15 protein-coding genes and 1 pseudogene are annotated in these 17,454 nt (G+C 45.2%); 4 read left to right on the top strand and 12 right to left on the bottom strand.

Annotation, left to right across the window (positions count from 1 at the left end; genetic code table 11):
- Window positions 1-14: 14 nt before the first annotated feature.
- Window positions 15-1,088, bottom strand: a complete 1,074-nt coding sequence (locus tag AF333_RS06385; RefSeq protein WP_043067395.1) for a tartrate dehydrogenase — start codon at window positions 1,086-1,088, stop codon at window positions 15-17.
- A gap of 157 nt (window positions 1,089-1,245) precedes the next feature.
- Window positions 1,246-2,550: a sigma-54 interaction domain-containing protein gene (locus tag AF333_RS06380; RefSeq protein ID WP_043067482.1), complete on the bottom strand. Its 1,305-nt coding sequence runs from the start codon at window positions 2,548-2,550 to the stop codon at window positions 1,246-1,248.
- A 749-nt stretch (window positions 2,551-3,299) separates the two neighbouring features.
- Between AF333_RS06380 and AF333_RS31535 the strand changes: the two genes are divergently transcribed.
- From AF333_RS31535 to AF333_RS06370, 3 genes are all read left to right on the top strand, one after another.
- Entirely contained in the window at window positions 3,300-4,352 is a 1,053-nt protein-coding gene (locus tag AF333_RS31535; protein WP_074714999.1) for a redoxin domain-containing protein, read from the top strand.
- A 203-nt stretch (window positions 4,353-4,555) separates the two neighbouring features.
- Window positions 4,556-5,041 carry a YqjF family protein gene (locus AF333_RS31530; RefSeq protein ID WP_074714996.1) on the top strand — a complete coding sequence of 162 codons (486 nt, stop codon included), beginning with the start codon at window positions 4,556-4,558 and terminating at the stop codon, window positions 5,039-5,041.
- 103 nt (window positions 5,042-5,144) lie between these two features.
- A complete protein-coding gene (locus AF333_RS06370) occupies window positions 5,145-5,918 on the top strand; it encodes a class I SAM-dependent methyltransferase (RefSeq protein ID WP_235356687.1) in 774 nt (257 codons plus the stop codon).
- Window positions 5,919-5,998: 80 nt separating this feature from the next.
- Here the strand turns inward: AF333_RS06370 and AF333_RS34780 are convergent, their stop codons facing one another.
- The 3 genes and pseudogenes from AF333_RS34780 to AF333_RS06360 form a co-directional block, all read right to left on the bottom strand.
- The gene (locus AF333_RS34780) at window positions 5,999-6,247 is read right to left on the bottom strand and encodes a hypothetical protein (RefSeq protein ID WP_235496185.1); all 249 of its coding nucleotides are present in this window, start codon (window positions 6,245-6,247) and stop codon (window positions 5,999-6,001) included.
- Window positions 6,248-6,347: 100 nt separating this feature from the next.
- Window positions 6,348-7,526 carry a toxic anion resistance protein gene (locus AF333_RS06365; RefSeq protein ID WP_200894947.1) on the bottom strand — a complete coding sequence of 393 codons (1,179 nt, stop codon included), beginning with the start codon at window positions 7,524-7,526 and terminating at the stop codon, window positions 6,348-6,350.
- A 118-nt stretch (window positions 7,527-7,644) separates the two neighbouring features.
- A pseudogene (locus AF333_RS06360) lies at window positions 7,645-8,632 on the bottom strand (RNA-guided endonuclease InsQ/TnpB family protein).
- 450 nt (window positions 8,633-9,082) lie between these two features.
- Here AF333_RS06360 and AF333_RS06355 point away from each other — a divergent pair.
- Complete coding sequence (locus tag AF333_RS06355; protein ID WP_043067479.1) at window positions 9,083-10,267, top strand: DUF1343 domain-containing protein; 1,185 nt, start codon at window positions 9,083-9,085, stop codon at window positions 10,265-10,267.
- 58 nt (window positions 10,268-10,325) lie between these two features.
- Here AF333_RS06355 and hemQ read toward each other — a convergent pair whose 3' ends face one another.
- From hemQ to AF333_RS06320, 7 genes are all read right to left on the bottom strand, one after another.
- Window positions 10,326-11,069, bottom strand: a complete 744-nt coding sequence (gene hemQ, locus AF333_RS06350) for a hydrogen peroxide-dependent heme synthase (protein ID WP_043067393.1) — start codon at window positions 11,067-11,069, stop codon at window positions 10,326-10,328.
- A gap of 137 nt (window positions 11,070-11,206) precedes the next feature.
- Window positions 11,207-11,845 (bottom strand): phosphatase PAP2 family protein, encoded by a 639-nt coding sequence (locus AF333_RS06345; RefSeq protein WP_043067392.1) that lies wholly within the window; start codon window positions 11,843-11,845, stop codon window positions 11,207-11,209.
- Between the two features lie 120 nt (window positions 11,846-11,965).
- Window positions 11,966-13,789, bottom strand: a complete 1,824-nt coding sequence (locus AF333_RS06340) for a peptidoglycan D,D-transpeptidase FtsI family protein (RefSeq protein ID WP_043067391.1) — start codon at window positions 13,787-13,789, stop codon at window positions 11,966-11,968.
- Window positions 13,790-13,901: 112 nt separating this feature from the next.
- Entirely contained in the window at window positions 13,902-14,525 is a 624-nt protein-coding gene (udk, locus tag AF333_RS06335; protein ID WP_043067390.1) for a uridine kinase, read from the bottom strand.
- A 3-nt stretch (window positions 14,526-14,528) separates the two neighbouring features.
- Window positions 14,529-15,824, bottom strand: a complete 1,296-nt coding sequence (locus tag AF333_RS06330) for a peptidase U32 family protein (RefSeq protein WP_407638631.1) — start codon at window positions 15,822-15,824, stop codon at window positions 14,529-14,531.
- Window positions 15,825-15,838: 14 nt separating this feature from the next.
- The gene (locus AF333_RS06325) at window positions 15,839-16,765 is read right to left on the bottom strand and encodes a peptidase U32 family protein (protein WP_043067477.1); all 927 of its coding nucleotides are present in this window, start codon (window positions 16,763-16,765) and stop codon (window positions 15,839-15,841) included.
- The gene (locus AF333_RS06320; protein ID WP_043067389.1) at window positions 16,762-17,403 is read right to left on the bottom strand and encodes an O-methyltransferase; all 642 of its coding nucleotides are present in this window, start codon (window positions 17,401-17,403) and stop codon (window positions 16,762-16,764) included. Before AF333_RS06320 ends, AF333_RS06325 begins: the two co-directional genes overlap by 4 nt.
- Window positions 17,404-17,454: the final 51 nt, after the last annotated feature.

The raw sequence follows: 17,454 nt of genomic DNA, 5'->3' as shown, positions 1-17,454 counted from the left end.
ATGTACATCCTCCTCTACGCTTTCCCTATCATCTTGTTGATGATAGCGTCTCCGAGTTGTGAAGTAGTTGCGCGCCCACCAATATCCGGTGTACGAACACTTCCTTCTTCAAGCACATCTTCAATTGTCTCCAGGAGCAAGTGGCCAAGGTCACGATGCCCCAGATGATCCATCATCATGCTTATACTCCATATTTGCGCGATCGGATTGGCAATTCCCTTGCCTGCAATATCCGGTGCTGAACCGTGAATGGGCTCAAACATGGACGGGTATTCTTTCTCCGGGTTAATATTACCGGAAGGGGCAAGGCCGAGCCCTCCGACAATCGCGGCGCCTAAATCGGTTAAAATATCGCCAAACAAATTGCTCGCGACAACGACATCGAACGTTTCCGGTTTACTGATGAAATAGGCAGCTAATGCATCAATATGATATAGGTTCGTTTCCATGTGCGGATAGCGCTGTCCGATTTCCTTGAATATTTCATCCCAGAACGGCATCGAATGGTTGATTCCGTTCGATTTGGTTGCTCCGATGATCCGACTTTTGCCCGATTCTTCAGCGAGTGAAAATGCATAACGGATAATCCGCTCCGTACCAAAGCGAGTAAACACATTATTCTGTACCGCTATTTCATAAGGGGTTCCACGATGAAGTCTTCCCCCCATATCGGAATATTCACCTTCTGTATTCTCGCGAACAATCACAAAGTCCAAATCAGCATGCTCTTTATATCTGAGAGGACTTACCATGCCACGCAACAATTTGGCCGGACGCATATTGACATATTGTTGAAAGCGGCGGCGAATCGGAAGAATTAGCTCCCACACTGATATATGATCCGGGACACCTGGAGCACCGATGGCACCAAGCAAAATCACATCATGCTCAGCCAGAATGTCAAGCCCGTTCTCCGGCATCATTCTTCCATTTTTCTTATAATAGTCACAGTTCCAGTTATATGAATGAATATCGAATGACACACCACCATGGATTTTCTCAAGCGCTTTAAGCGCTTTAAGCCCTTCCTCCATTACTTCCGGACCGATTCCGTCACCTGGAATAACCCCTACCGAATAAAGTTTCATCTCTACTTCTCCTTTATAAGCTGATTCATCATTTTTATATTGCAATAATAATGCCAATTATAAATTTTCAGAATAACAAGCTTAAAGTAAGTGAAGAAGTAAAACTATCTTATCATATATGTTGCAAAATATGATACATGTTGTTGCACATGCAACGTTATTCCAGTCCGTATTTTTTAAGTTTGCGCCATAAGGTTGTCCGATCTATCTCTAAAAATTTAGCGGCTTCTGACTTGTTTCCATTCGTATATTGTAGCGCCGACAGAAGCGCTGTCTTCTCACTTTCCTCCGCGCTTTCTTTGTCAGGTTTGCGAGATTTTTGCATTAACTTTTTTAAGAAAAAAGAAATGTCTTCTTCATCCAGGCGTTCGTCACTGCATAAAAGAACCATTCGTTCAACTACGTTGCGCAGCTCCCGAATATTGCCCGGCCAGTCATACTGCCTAAACCATGTATAAATTACGTCGTCTACCTCGGTTATATTCTTGTCCGACTTCTCACCCGTTTCTTTCACTATGTGTTTCAGCAGTTCAGGAATGTCTTCAAGTCTATCCCTCAAAGGCGGGAGCTCAAGCGTCAAAACATTAATACGATAATATAGATCAGAACGGAACTGTTTATTCTCGATAGAATCTTCAAGATCCCGATTTGTAGCGGCGACAATGCGTACGTCCACCGGGATCATTTTTTCTCCACCGATACGCCGCACCCTTTTCTCTTGCAGCACCCGCAGCAACATCGCCTGGATTGGCAACGACATTTCGCCAATTTCATCAAGAAACAGCGTTCCTCCATGCGCCTGTTCAAAAAGTCCTGATTTTCCCCCTCTTCTGGCACCCGTGAAGGCCCCCTCTTCATATCCGAATAATTCGCTTTCCAGCAAATTTCCTGGAAGCGCTGCACAATTTATTGCGACAAAAGGACCTGTAGCACGCGGACTCGCAAGATGGATCCCCTGTGCAAACAGTTCTTTTCCGGTACCAGATTCGCCGGTAATCAAAATTGTCGCAGCCGTCTTCGCAAAAACAGCGGCTAACTCCTTCGCTTCACTCATCACTTTAGAGCTACCGACGATATCTTGCAGCCTGTAACGTGCTTCCAATCCACTTTCATTGAATGTTTTTCGAATATGCATTTCAAGCTTTTGAATGTCCGTAATTTCTTTGAATGTGGAAACCGCGCCCATGATTTGTCCATCCATAACGATCGGCAACCGATTAATAAGAATCTGCCGATTTAAAATAGTGGCAATATCACCGATTTCCGTTTTCCCGGTTGATAGAATACGCAGCATATCAGAATTGGGAATAAACATTGATATTTTCTTACCAACGATGTTGTCGGGCAGACCAAGAATTTCACGTGCATTGCGATTAACGAACATAATATTTGCTTCTTTGTCGACGGCAATCACTCCGTCATGTGAGGCATCGATAATGGCCTGCGTGTAATCTGGCTTCATTGGTTGCATCTTGTATCACCTGCCTGATGTGTTTTATCGGGTGTTCTATCCCGGTCTAACGGGCAGTAAGCCCCTCCCTCTACTGACGGAGGTTGTACTTTATTATACTACGAGACACAAGAGCATACAGGATGTACCGCTCGCCACCGCCAAATTCTACTGTGAATAATGATCAATAGCCTCCAAAACATACAAAATAGACCTCTCAGCAACTTCGTTACACAAACGAAAGGAGAAGCCTATATTGAGACAAAACAAATTGTCAAGTTGCTTTGATCACGTAGAGATGACTTGAGAACACTATGCTCCATGAAGCATACGCTCTTTCCACAACCTCAATAATACAAATGAGTATGCCAAAATTTTTGAACCTCAAAACGACGAAAGCCCTACCTCTCTTCCATCCTTACGGCTCCGAAGACCGTGCCAGTGTGAATTGCGTTGACAAAAATAAAAGCCAATACTTATTATCATCGATTTTCTACAAACTTATACGTGAGAGATTTAAAGAATAAGAAAAGAAACGATAAGAGGTAATGTACTGATTCGTAAAGGAAAAAGTATCCTTTACAACAAAAAAGTCTTTTAACTTGTGGAGGAATATTCATTATACATCATAAAGAAAAAAAAGTAAACAATCGTTTATCTGTACCCATACTTTTACGATAAAGAAACACATGATATACTCTTACCCATAGAGGTATATACCAAAATTGGTACTAACGATTAAGAAAAGGAGCCAAGCACAAATGGAAGCTTTGCAACTGGGTCCACTTTTAATAAAAATATCCTGGATACTTTTATTTGTCTCCGGCAGTCTGGCTATTACCGTCATGTATTTCCGTCTACGCAAACCGGATCATGGTCATAAAAAAATCGTGGATTCATTTCTAAACGCAGCTATCCTTGCAATTTTCGTCTGGAAATTCAGCATCGTATTGTTTGAACCCTCCATGCTTATTTCCAATCCAAGCGGCCTTCTATATTTTAACGGGGGACAGCAAGGAATGTGGCTGGCTGCTCTCGTGGCGTTTCTGTATGTGTTCTACCGTGCAAGAAAAACAAAAACAGAGTATAGCGATTATGTTTACGCTCTTTTCGTTCTACTCCTTATTTCTTTCTCTGTTTATCAAGCACTATTGGCGTTCTACACAGGAAAGAATATCGCGGTTCATCTTTTATATTCGGCAGCCTCTTTTATCCTGTTTGTCTGGTTGGATACCATTTTCAGACGTGCGTCTTCTCCCGATCAATACGCCGAACGCTTAAAGACGTTTACAGCTATGGCTATATTAGTCGGACTAATCGGTTTTGGAGCATACGACAAAGCGCTTGCCCCCACTCCTTTTGCAGAGGGCACCCTGGACTCTCGCACCGTCGGTCTTGTCGAAAAGAATACAGCGCCGGACTTTACGCTGACAACGCTAGAGGGAAAATCCATTTCGCTATCTGAACTTCGTGGGAAGAAAATCCTTCTGAACTTCTGGGCAACCTGGTGTCCGCCCTGTCGCGCAGAAATGCCTGATATGCAGAAGTTTTATACGAAGTATAAAGATGCTGGTATTGAAATTGTGGCAGTCAATCTAACCCAAACGGAAACAAGTCAAACGGCGGTTTCCTCGTTCATAGAAAAATACAATCTTTCCTTTATTGTACCGTTGGACAAGAACGGTGATGTAGCTTCTCTTTTTCAGGCATACACTGTTCCTACAAGTTACCTAATAGACGAGCATGGAGTGATTGTAGAGAAAAGAATCGGCCCGATGAGCTACGGCCAACTGAAGCAGATAGTTAGTAAATAAAAGTATCCGGGGTATTACAAAGCCATACCCTTTTCCATCCATAAAAAAATAGCCGCCCTGGGGTAAAAGAGCGACTGTCATGGGGATGGGTTGTCTGTTTTTATATTACCCGAAATATAGAGAAGTAAAACGGTTCTTTCTCTTTTCAGCATGTTTTCTTTCCGGATAAAGCGGGAAAAGCATAAGCAAAAAAAGGAAACATCATGAATATTTTACAGGCAACTTCGCACCCTCCGCTTCTACCTTCGGCCAAACCGTGGGTAATGACCCAGACCTGGCACCACCTGTTGTTCGCTCACTGGCCAGTCACCGTAGCCTATATCCGGGAATTCATACCGTCACCGCTTACCGTTGATACGATTGACGGGCTTGCTTGGGTGGGTATCGTGCCATTTAATATGAGCCATATTCGATTTCGGGGCTTATCCTACATTCCCGGTACAAGCCGCTTCCCTGAGATTAACGTCCGAACGTATATAGTGCATAATGGCATACCAGGCGTCTTTTTCTTTAGCCTGGATACAACGCATCCATTAGCTGTAATCGGAGCCCGAAGGTTCCTGTCACTTCCTTATTACCAAGCGAAAACCCTATGCTTACTCCGCTACGTTTCCCGGTTAAACAGTCACAGCCTCTTCTTCATTACGCAAGAAAAAAGAAAGTTCGCATTTTTTCATTTGTCAGGGTAGCATCTATATAAGTAAAACCTATAAATAAAATAAAAACAATATATTTTACTTATTACAATTACAGTGATAAAAATGGATTATAACGAATTCAGGAGGGGACAACATGGAGAAAGAAAAGATGGACGATAAGTGGAACGGCAGCTTTTACGATAGCAAAATCGATTATGTTTCCACACTTGGCAAGGGTGTAATCGAATGGCTCAAACCTCAACCAGGCGAACGTATTATGGATTTAGGGTGTGGGACTGGCGAATTAGCCAACGAAATCTCCGCCAGCGGAGCATTTGTCCTGGGAATGGACTTATCTTCATCTATGATTGAGACGGCAAAACAAAAGTTCCCCCATCTATCCTTCCAGGTTGCAGATGGTGAATCATTTCATACATCTGCCCCTTATGATGCTGTCTTCTCCAATGCGGCGCTGCACTGGATGAAGCGGCCTAAGCAAGTTATACGCTCCGTCCGGAAGGCATTGCGCGAAGGTGGACGCTTTGTCGCCGAATTCGGGGGCAAAGGCAATGTGCAGACAATTGTCAGTGCAACTGAAGAAACACTGGCCGCCCGTGGCGTTTCATCCATCAGAGAAAGAAATCCCTGGTACTTTCCTAGCATCGGAGAATATGCGACACTACTGGAACAAGAAGGCTTTCATGTAGCCCAGGCGATCCACTTTGCCCGTCCAACTACGCTGACGGATGGAGAAGAAGGTCTGAAAAACTGGCTTCACTGCTTTAGTAACAATTTCTTTGCCGATTTTTCTCCAAAAGAGAAGGAGAGCGCATGGGATGAGGTTATCGAGAAATGTCGCCCTTCTCTTTATCGGCAAGGAATCTGGGTAGCGGATTACTGGCGTATTCGAATCACGGCTATTAAATAGCATTCCATACAAAAAGGAGAAGCACCTCATATTCATGCTCCTCCCCTGCTGCTTCTTATGTTGTATACTAAGGGTGTTGATTATCCAGTACGCTCAGAGTGAATAGCCACCACACCGTGCCCCAAACGGGCGTCGGTTCGTCTCTCGCATGGAAGCATAGTAGGCCGCTTTTTGCCCCCGCCAGGCGGGACAGCAAAGCATCTGGGTAGACGCGAAGAGGGAGACAGTTGCTGTCCTCTTTCGCCTGGCCAGGGCAACCGCTCAGGAAGAGAGACGAAAGGCCTTGTTTGTGTCCCGCTGTGGTGGTCTTTCCCTCTCGGAACAATCAACACCCTTGCTATCCATAGATGGATAGAAAAGAATGGCGCGTGTGCATCTTATTTTTCCTAATCTATGAATAATCAACAGGTGTGATTATATATGTTTCTGTTAGCGGTTTTGACGCTGCATGGCAAGTGCGGTCAGCTTCTCCTTCAGCTCATGCTGCATCTTATCGATTTCAGCTTCAGCAAGCTTACGTTTCTCACGACCCTGCTGTTGAATGGTCAAGGTTTCCTCCAATGTTTCCAATAGATTTGCCTGAGTTTTCTTCAACGTACCGACATCCACAATGCCTCGCTCATTCTCCTTGGCAATGCCGATGGAATTCGTCTTCAAAAGCTCCGAGTTCTTCAACAGCAGCTCGTTCGTCGTATCTGCCACCTGTTTCTGCACTTGCAGTGCTTGCTTCTGGCGGTGCAAGCCGATAGCGATAACGAGCTGATTCTTCCATAACGGCACTGTCGTAAGAATGGAAGACTGAATTTTTTCTACGAGTACCTGATTATTGTTTTGCACAAGCCGAATTTGTGGTGCAGATTGAATTGTCACAGTGCGGGTCAGCACAAGGTCATGAATTTTTTTCTCCAGCCGGTTGATTAATTGTCCCATGTCGTTCAATTCCTGAACATCGGCCGGGTCCTGCGACGTCTCCGCCTTCCGCTTCAGTTCCGGCATCACTTCGCGTTCCAGCTCTTCTAGCTTCAATTGCCCGGCTGCAATATATAAATCAATCTGGTGTACGAATTCCCTGTTTTTTTCATACAGTGCGTCCATTAATGATATGTCTTTAAGCAGTTGGGCATTTGCCTTATCCAATTGTCTTGTAATCGTCTCGATTTGTGTACCCAATTTTTCGTATTGCGCCACAAACTTTTGTCCGGATTTCACAAATGAACCAAGCACCGGTATTTTTGATAGAAAACTGCCCTTTTTACCTGATAACGTATCCGTATCGACCTCTTTAACCTTGAGCATCAATTCTGTAAGGGCTTGTCCGACCTCGCCGCTATCCTTGGCACGCACATGATCAAGCACCGAATCAGAAAAGCGGGAGATTTCCCCCTGCAAACCTACGCCGTACTGTAGTACCGCGCCGCTATCTTTAACCTCGATCTGCCTGGCAAGCTCACGTATCCGTTTTTGATCCTCCTCAGGTAGCTTAGATATATCTAGGCGTTCCGCATCTGATGACATCTCCATCAAAGAAAGCGGGTCTGTATTCGAACGAGTAGTTGATAAGGCATCCATATTTATCGCCTGCCACTTAAAACATAGACAAACATCCATGTTAAGAGTTTTCCTGCTTCATCCTGTCCCGCCTCGCCGCATTCCCGCTACTACGGTTTGTTTGACAATCCACAGGCGTAAATTCCCGACTAGCCATCGGTACACATACACCACTTAGTTAGGTTAAGAAGGTGTATTCTTTTGCTCGTTTCAAGTTCAGGGATGCATTTAGGTCACGTTCTATCTCCAGTCCACAGTTTTCGCAGATAAAAATGCGTTCATTCAAAGAAAGTTGCACTTTCTTATATCCACAGCAACTACACAGTTTGGACGATGGATAAAACGTACTGACTTCTCGCACCTCAATCCCATATTTCTTGCATGCAGATAGGAGTTTCTGTTTGAAATCATAAAACCCCTGACTTGAAACTGCTTTCGCTACATGTCTGTTCCTAACCATTCCTTTTATGTTCAATTTCTCTAACGTGATAAATGCTGGTTTGGTTTTCACCAACATACTTACCACATAGGAACGGTATGCCAAGCGCATGTTAGCAAGTCGCATTTGCAACTTCTGTACTCTCAACACAGCTTTGCGCATGTTACTTCCGACATAAGTGACAGGTCCTTCACCTCTCTTTCGTTGCTTATATTTTCTTGATAGCGCACGTTGCGCACGTTTTAGTCGCTTTTCCGTGTGTCTAATTGCGGAAGTTTTGTTGATATTCCCAAATACTTGCCCATCACTTGAGATAACAAAGTCCTTTACACCGACATCAATCTCGATGCCGTTCTACTTTCCAGTCTGTTTTGTTGTTCTTAGGAAAATACGCCTTTACATCTTGATTCTTTTTCTTCTTAAATCGCGGGTATTTGGAAAGCCCTTTAAAGAACCGTTTGAACGCTTTTTCTGCGCCCATCATCGCTTGCTTGACTGCTTTGGATGACACTTCTTTTATCCACGTGTACTCTTCCTGAACAGAAAATTCGTTGTTCATCCACTTCGAGAAGTCGTATGCTGTGATAAATGTTTTATCTTTCTCATACTGCTCTTTATTCTTTTCGAGATACAAATTGTAGATAAAACGACACGTCCCGATGGTTCGATTCATCTTGTTTACTTGCTCTAATGTAGGATGAATCTCTGTCTTAAACGCTCGGAACATCTACATTTCACCTCCTACCATCATTATACAAAAGTGATTCGCTATTCTAAAATAGGTGATTCTCCATTGTATAATTAAGCGAAAAGGAAGTGGGAGGGTAGAAAAAATCGCTGGTCCCTTTCGGTCAAAGTGTAGGGTGTACCCTACCTCCTCTTTCTCCAACTTTCCTACCTCAAACCACCAAGCATAAGGAAAAATATCAAATGTTATTCATATAGTATACACAAAAATGGGAGAATCAAGGAGTTTTCATAGCAAAATACCCAGGCATTGATATACAGCAAGTGCAAATTGTGGTTATGAAACCAAGCCAATGGAAAAAAGAACGATTTTCACGAAACTATCTCCCTTCTTTCGCGTCCATTATATAAGAAATACATGGAAAAACGAGACAGACATCTTGAATGAATATCCATCTGTTTTGTTTGCCACATCAAGGGAGAGAAGAGAATGAAGAAAATTTTGCTGCTCATGCTTACGCTTCTCCTGACAATCGGCATCTCCATGCCGCAGGTTCAAGCAAAAGCGAATGATTTCAAATTGGGCAATGAAGTGCTGTTAGAGAAGTATGCACATCTTATTGACGGAAAACGCGTTGGTCTTATTACCAATCAGACAGGCGTCAATAGCCAGGGGAAAAGCACCATTTCAGTGCTGGCTGAATATCCGAATGCTACACTGACCGCACTGTACAGCCCGGAACATGGAATTGACGGCAAGGCAAAAGCCGGAGCGTATGTAGAATCCACTACGCATCCGACGCTTAAGATTCCTATCTACAGTTTGTACGGAAGTACGAGAATGCCGTCCGCCAAAATGTTGGCTAATGTTGATGTCCTCTTGTTTGATCTACAGGATATCGGTGCACGCTCCTATACATATATATCCACACTTAACTATTGTATGGTAGCCGCAAAACAAAATAACAAGACAATTGTCGTGCTGGACAGACCAAATCCTCTGGGTGGACTTATTGTGGACGGGCCTGTGCTTGAGGATAAGTTCAAAACGTTTGTCGGTGTAGACAATCTTCCAATGACACACGGTATGACCGCAGGGGAACTCGGACAGTTCTTCAATCGCAAAATCGGCGCAAATCTGCAAGTAGTGCCAATGGAAGGTTATACGCGAAATATGATTTATCAGGATACGGGTCTACGCTGGGTACAAAGCTCTCCAGTGATGCCGGATTTGCAGTCTGTATTTGGCTATAATGCTACAGGCCTTGGTGAAGGCACAGGTATTTTTCAGGCTGACGCGTTTAAATGGATCGGTGGCAAAGGTATCGATTCCAAAAAATATGCCACGCTGATGAATAATGCGAAACTTCCGGGTGTTACGTTTATTGCGGAGAAGCGGGGTTCCGCTGGCGGAGTACGTCTGAAAATCACTGACTACCGCACATTCAATCCAGCTAAAACCGGTATTTATGCACTCACGTACGCTCATTCTTTGAATAAGTTTAAAGTGCCGAAAAGCGGAAAAACAATTGTTATGTTCGACAAAATTATGGGCACGAATAAAATCGGACTCTACCTTTCCCAAGGACTCAGTCCGCAGCAAATCGAGGCCAAATATGCTCCACAGCTCAACAAGTTTAAAGAAGAGCGCAAGAAATACCTTATCTATCAATAAAATAGAAAAACAAAGAGGAGCCTCAGCTGGCTCCTCTTTTGTATGAAGTCAATATATCTTATACGGAAAAATATTCGGCCAATCGTTCTTCTGTCATGCGGTTACCGACAATGAATGTTCCGAACTCGCCGAAACGTGCGCTCGCTTCGTCAAAGCGCATCTCGTATACAAGCTTCTTGAATACAATCGGGTCGTCAGCAAATAGCGTAACGCCCCATTCCCAATCGTCAAAGCCAACGGAACCCGTGATAATCTGAGTCACACGGCCCGCATAGCTGCGACCAATCATGCCATGGCTACGCATCATGCCACGGCGCTCTTCCATCGACAGCATATACCAGTTGTCATTGCCTTCGCGCTTCTTATTCATCGGATAGAAGCACACATGCTTCGTCTTCGGAAGAGCCGGCTTCAATCGTACCTGAATCGCAGGATCTTCTTCCGGATTCTCCGCCTGTGATATGTAGCTGCTTAACTCGACGACAGATACATATGAATAGTTCTGGATCGTATACATTGCGAACAGTGTCTTATTGAATTCTGCTTCAACTGCTTCCAGTTCTTCGAGCGTAGGACGCAAATGCATGAATGCGATATCAGCCTTATGTCCAACGACGGTAAAAATCGTGCTGCTGCCTTGCTTGCCGGCTTCTACGTCCGACCATTTGCGCATAAACGCATGCAGCTCTTCCAACGCTTCCTGGCGCTCCGCTTCCGGTGCGCTTGTCCATGCGGTCCAATCAACGGAACGGAAATCATGCAGGGCAAACCAGCCCTCGAGCGTACTTACTGCTTCACTCACGATTCGTCAACTCCTTATCGGTGCTTTCACTATGTACTTGCTTTAGCCATCATCCACCATTATAGCAAAAATCACGGTAAAATATCACATCTTAGCATCTTTCACGCATTTGTCACAGGCGATGGGCTAAATGAGGTTTATTCTATCACTTTCTTCTGCTTATCGACATACCAGTGTAGCAGATGCAGGCCGAGAATGCATGCAGTTAACCAGACACCGCCAATTGTAAACCCGGCGATTACGTCACTTGCGTAATGTACACCCAAATAAATACGGCTGCACCCAATGGAGACAGAAAACACGACGAGAAACGCTGGAGTTATCCAGCGACCGATCGGATAGTTTCTAAGGTAATACCATGCCAGATAGCCAAGCATGCCGTAAAAAATAAATGACACCATTGCATGACCACTCGGAAAACTATATCCGTTCACCGAAACGAGATGCTCTATATCAGGTCGTTCGCGGCGGAACAACATCTTTAGAATGTAATTCAACAAACCGCCACCGCCGAGCGCCAATGTAAGCATGAACGCTTCAATTCGTTGCCTATGCCATATCAGCACGCCAAGCGCGACAGCGAAGATAGGGATGACTCGAATTGCTGAACCCATATGGGTAAGAAAAATCACGTCAACGGTAAATGAATCGCTATGCAGGCGATGAAACATGTCATACACCGCTTTGTCAAACCAGTCTATCTCCTGCTCGAGCACTTCATCGATAATCATGGCAGACGCGAAAACCAGCAAGGACGCAAGGATGAATCCGATCATAAGGACCCCTCCAATGCCACTGGTCGGTCGCAATCTATTTAGAACCTGATACAAAACCCTTTTCACTCCTCTTTGTTCCCCTCTATATACATATATGGAATAATCGACGGACAAGAACTTCTATCTCTCTCCTTCGTAGTTTACCGTCGATTCCACTTTCTCTTCCTGTGCGAGATCAGTTATGAATGAACCGAACAGTTTAGTCGCCTGGTTCACGCCCGAGGTTGGTTGCTCTTCGGCCAGCACAGCAATCGCGTAACGAGGATTCTCCCGTGGAGCAAAGCCCACGAACCATTGATTGTTTCTCGCTTCTCCCTGGACAACGGTCTGTGCGGTTCCACTCTTTCCGGCTACCTGCCACGGTAATCCCTTCAGCATGATAGCCGTTCCGTGATCAACCACACCCTCCATAAAGGAGCGTAGCATACGGGCCGTCGCCGGAGAAATGTCCGCTCCGTCCAGCGGCCGGTCTTCGAAACGATAAAACGTTGTCCCGTTTCGATAATTAATCGACTGAACGACACGCACTTTTTGTTTCTTGCCGTCATCGGCAATGATGGCAGCCATATTGGCAGCCTGTAACGGTGTTAGTTGAACATCACGCTGTCCGATACTGGTCTGAATTAGAATCCCTTCATCACCATTCGGCATATCGTGGGCAAATACGCGCCCTTTATCCTCTCCGTCAATCTGCTGAAACTTGCCCAGCTTATAGAAGGGCAGCTTTTCCCATCCAATCTGCTGATTCAATCCCATTTTTTTAGCGTATAGCTGCAATTTCTCTGGACCGACTTTTTTGGCGATTTCAGCGAACGTAATATTGCAAGACTGTTCAAACGCCTGTTCAAACGTTATATCACCATGACCTTCTTTTTTCCAGCAGGAAAAGCCGTACTTACCCAGCTTCCCATGGCACATAAAATGGTCTTCCGGTTTAACAATTCCTTCCTCAAGCGCTGCGACTGCCACTACGATTTTAAAAACGGAGCCGGGAATTGCCTGCTTAACCGCACGGTTTTTCCATGTATCAGGCGACGTATTCAGCTTCGACGGGTCAAAGTCCGGCCGTGATACCATAGCCAGCACATCACGTGTCTTTATATCCAGTACGACAGCGGCGCCTTTGTCTACAGATGATGCGTCAAATGCTGCCTCAAGCTGCTTCTGTATCCCGGCATCTATCGTGGAAACCAGGGTAAGCGGATAAAAGGAATTCTCTGTTTCATTCAGCCGTACGTCAAGTCCATTAAGTGGATTTCCGCGTCCATCGACAAAATAAGAAACAGACTTCTCGCCCACTCCGGCCAAAAACGGCTGAAACGCTCGCTCCAACCCAGCTACTCCAACTTTGCTCGTTGTACGCAGCACCCCGGCTTCCAAATCTTCCTGATATTTATCCTGAATAAGTTTAGCGTTCTGCCCGATATAACCAATCACATGGTGGGCCACTCCATCCTTCGGATAACGTGTCGTTACCGGTAAAGGTACGATACCGGCAATATTTAATTCCCGAATTTGGCGCGCCTGATCTTCATGTAACGGAACGATTTTTCCGTTCCTATCTTGCCAAAATCCAGCATGCTTGACACTTAGAAGAAACAAGCGCGTTTCCTCTTCTGTTATACCTAATATGTGCCCTAGTTTACCGATTTTTTCGTTTTCGTCAAGTGAATAGCGAACAAGCGGAAAAACAGCCAGGCCTGTCTGTTCTTCTCCAGTCAACGGAACACCTTTACGGTCGTAAATCATGCCACGACCTGTATCAAGCACTAATTTCTCCCGTCTCTGCGCTACCGCTCTTTCTACAAGATCTACATTGTGCGGTGAGAACGAATGGGTACCGATGACCTGAATCCACCCCAGTCTCGTAATGATTCCTGTATATAAAAACGTAAATATCACCAGGACAATAAACATTCGCCGCTTCTTACGATTCAATGGCATGGTATAAGCCCCTTTCCGTTACGGTAAGACTATCTATTCAGTCTTGCCGCATATAAAGAGGCTTAAACAATACGCAAAAACGCCGGTCCAAGATGAGGAACCGGCGTTTACCTTACAGCGACTGTAACACAGTATTAATTTTCGTCGTCAGCAAATCGATAGCGACCCGATTCTGACCGCCTTCCGGCACAATAATATCGGCATAGCGCTTGGTTGGTTCGATAAACTGCATGTGCATCGGCCGTACTACCTGCAAATATTGCTGCACCACCGATTCCATCGTACGCCCTCGCTCCGCAATATCGCGCAGCATACGGCGAATAATTCGTACATCAGCATCCGTATCTACGAACACTTTAATATCCATCATAGAACGCAGACGTTCATCCTCAAGGATGAGGATTCCTTCAAGAATAATGACGTCCTTTGGCTCTATCCACACTGTTTCTGTAGAACGGGTATGCAGCTTATAATCATATACCGGCTTTGCCACCGGCTCACGACGACGCAAACATTCCAACTGCTCAATTAACAAATCATTGTCAAAGGCAAGCGGATGATCGTAATTCGTTTTTATGCGTTCTTCGAACGTCAGATGGGACTGTTTTTTATAATAAGCATCCTGTTCAATCATCACAACGCTCATATCTTCAAACTGACGGTAAATCTCCCGTGCCACTGTAGTCTTGCCTGAGCCGGTGCCCCCTGCTACACCAATGATAATCGGAGCTGTCATCGATTACTTCTTCTCCTTACGCATCATATCATGCTTGGCAACCGGACGATCCATCCGCACTTTCACCGTCTGCATCGCATGAGGTGCAGATGTGATGCTTTCATCTTTTTCGTTCCAAATCTCCGTCACTGTCTGCGTAAAGCGCTCCATCGTTGGACCGAAGAACTCTACGGTATCTCCGACGCTGAATTTATTACGCTGCTGCATTGTAGCAATGCCCGTCTTTGCATCATAGTCCAATACAAGACCAGCAAAATCATATTGTGGCATATCTTCATTCTCACCATACAATTGATCCTGCTCTGTAGGTGTTCCATAAAAAAAGCCTGTCGTAAGCGAACGATGAGACGCTTTGCGAATCTCCTCCATCCACTCCGGATTTAGCTTGTATTGGTCCGGGTCAGCAAAATATGCATCTACTGCACGGCGGTATTGATTTGTTACTGTCGCCACATAATGAATGCTTTTCATGCGACCCTCGATTTTAAAACTATCTACGCCTGCCTCAATCATATCCGGCAGGAATCCAAGCATACACATATCTTTCGAGCTCATTGTAAACTGTGGGTCCTGCTCGCCAAACATCGGAAGCGGTGTCTTGCCAATCTGCCCTGATTCCTGCGGGAGTTCTTCAAACATATCATACTGCCAGCGACAGGACTGTGAACAACCGCCGCGATTCGAGTCACGTGCAGTGAAATGGTTAGACAATACACAGCGGCCAGAATAAGAAATACACATAGCACCATGCACAAACGCTTCAATCTCAATGTCCACATGTTTTTTAATATCACGGATTTCCTGTACCGATACTTCACGGGCTAGCACCACACGACTGACGCCTTCTTCTTTCCAGAACTGTACCGTCTGCCAATTCGTTGTAGACGCCTGGGTGCTTAAGTGAAGTTCCATGTCTGGGGCAGCTTGTTTCGTTCTCTCGATCAACGCAGGGTCAGCGACAATAATGGCATCAATACCAGCACGCTGTAAGCTACGCATGAAATCGTCCACCTGATGCAAGTCTTCATTATGCGCAATAATGTTGGTCGCCACGAACACTTTAGAGCCGTGCGCATGGGCAAAATCTGTTGCTTCCTTCATCTCATCAAAGGAAAAGTTATCCGCATTGGCACGCAGGCCAAGGCTTTGCCCTCCAATGTAGACGGCATCCGCACCGTAACGCACCGCAAACTTAAGCTTCTCCAGATTTCCAGCTGGTGCTAGCACTTCCGGCTTCTGAAGAATGGGGCCACGGGGAGTCATAATTTTTTTATCGGAAATGACGTTTATCTCCGTCATGATGAATCACCTCATTAATAAACTTGCTCTTTAAAGAAGAATCCTGTCGTTAACTCACGATGTGACGGCTGAATGTCGCGAATCTCTTCCATAAGACTATTGACACTGTTACGAAACGCTTCTGGCCCTTTCACATATGCATCAATTGCACGGCGATAGGCTGATACTACTTTTACATTATAGTCGGTATCCTTCATAATGCCTTCGATTTTGAAGCTGTCGATTTCCGCATCCATTAATTCGTCGAGATATTCTAGAATACAAATATCCTCTGCACTCATGATATGCGTCCCATTCCGGTCTTCAAAAATCGGATATTGTAAATCGTCCCGTTTCTCTTCTGTGATGAACAGCTTACGGTCCATGCTAGCCGGCCTCGACTCCTGACCCATGAATTTCTCGTAATTGGTCACCAGATCGCGACGCGAATGGAAAATGCATGTGATTCCATGTACCTGCACCTGAATCTCAACTTCTGCATTTTCCTTTATTTCCACGATCGCATCCATGTTTAACTCACGGGCAACGAATGCGCGCGTTGCCCCTTTTCTACCCCAATAGTTCATTGTCTCATAATTGGTTGTCAGCACTTCAGCATTCCAATGCAATGGCACAGTTAGCCCGATTTGACGTGCAATCATCACGACAGCTGTATCACCGAATACGATAGCATCCACTCCGATTTCTTCGAGCATCTTCAAATATTCGGGCAACCCTTCCAAATCCTCATTATGGAACAGCGCATTAACAGACACATACACTTTTGCTCCACGCGTATGCGCAGCTTCCGTCGCCCTGCGAATGTCCTCGACATCAAAGTTGCCCGCTACTCGCAAGCCATACCGTTCGTGTCCGATGCTGACCGCGTCCGCGCCAGCTTCGATAACTCTTACAAGCTCATCCAGATTGGCGGCCGTACAGAGCAATTCCGGTTTTCTCACATTATTTCCCTCCGTTTTATACATAAAGCCAGTCCGTCTCCAATAGAGATGAATGATGTTTCAAACGCCGGATGTTCGGCTAAAAATTGGTTAAATGCTCGCAGCTTCTTGATCATGCCGCGCTTATTTTTCGGCACTTCTTCTTCGGCGACCATGCCCCGAAAAAAGACATTATCACATATCAGGAGTCCGCCTTCTACCAGATACGGCGCAAATTTGTCGAAGAATACCTGATATTGTCCTTTGGCTGCGTCTAAAAAGATACAATCAAAAGCATGCTCACCTGATAATCCTTCTCGCGCATCCTGATGAAGCACAGTAATCCGGTCATCCAAGCCCGCTTCTGTAAAATTACGCCGTGCACGTCCGACCATTTCTTCGGAAATTTCTATCGACGTAATGTGTGCGTCCGGTGCTGCCTGTGCCAGCCAAATCGTCGAATATCCGATGGCCATACCTACTTCCAAAATCCGTTTCGGCTTATGCATCTTCAACAGCACATGGAGCAATTGAATGCTCGGAAGCTGGATAATCGGAATATGCTCCGCTTCAGCTTCTCGTTCCATCCTAGTAAGCAGCTGATTGCGCGGTGCAACAAGTGATTCCATATACCGTACAATAGGGTCTGAGGTTATCATCCCATTTACACCTCGTTATTTTTTCATAAAGTGAACCTTCCATCAGTGAGG

Source organism: Aneurinibacillus migulanus (assembly GCF_001274715.1).
Taxonomy (GTDB): domain Bacteria; phylum Bacillota; class Bacilli; order Aneurinibacillales; family Aneurinibacillaceae; genus Aneurinibacillus; species Aneurinibacillus migulanus.
The sequence above is the reverse complement of the archived record's forward strand: the minus strand, read 5'-3'. Positions and strand labels throughout refer to the sequence as shown.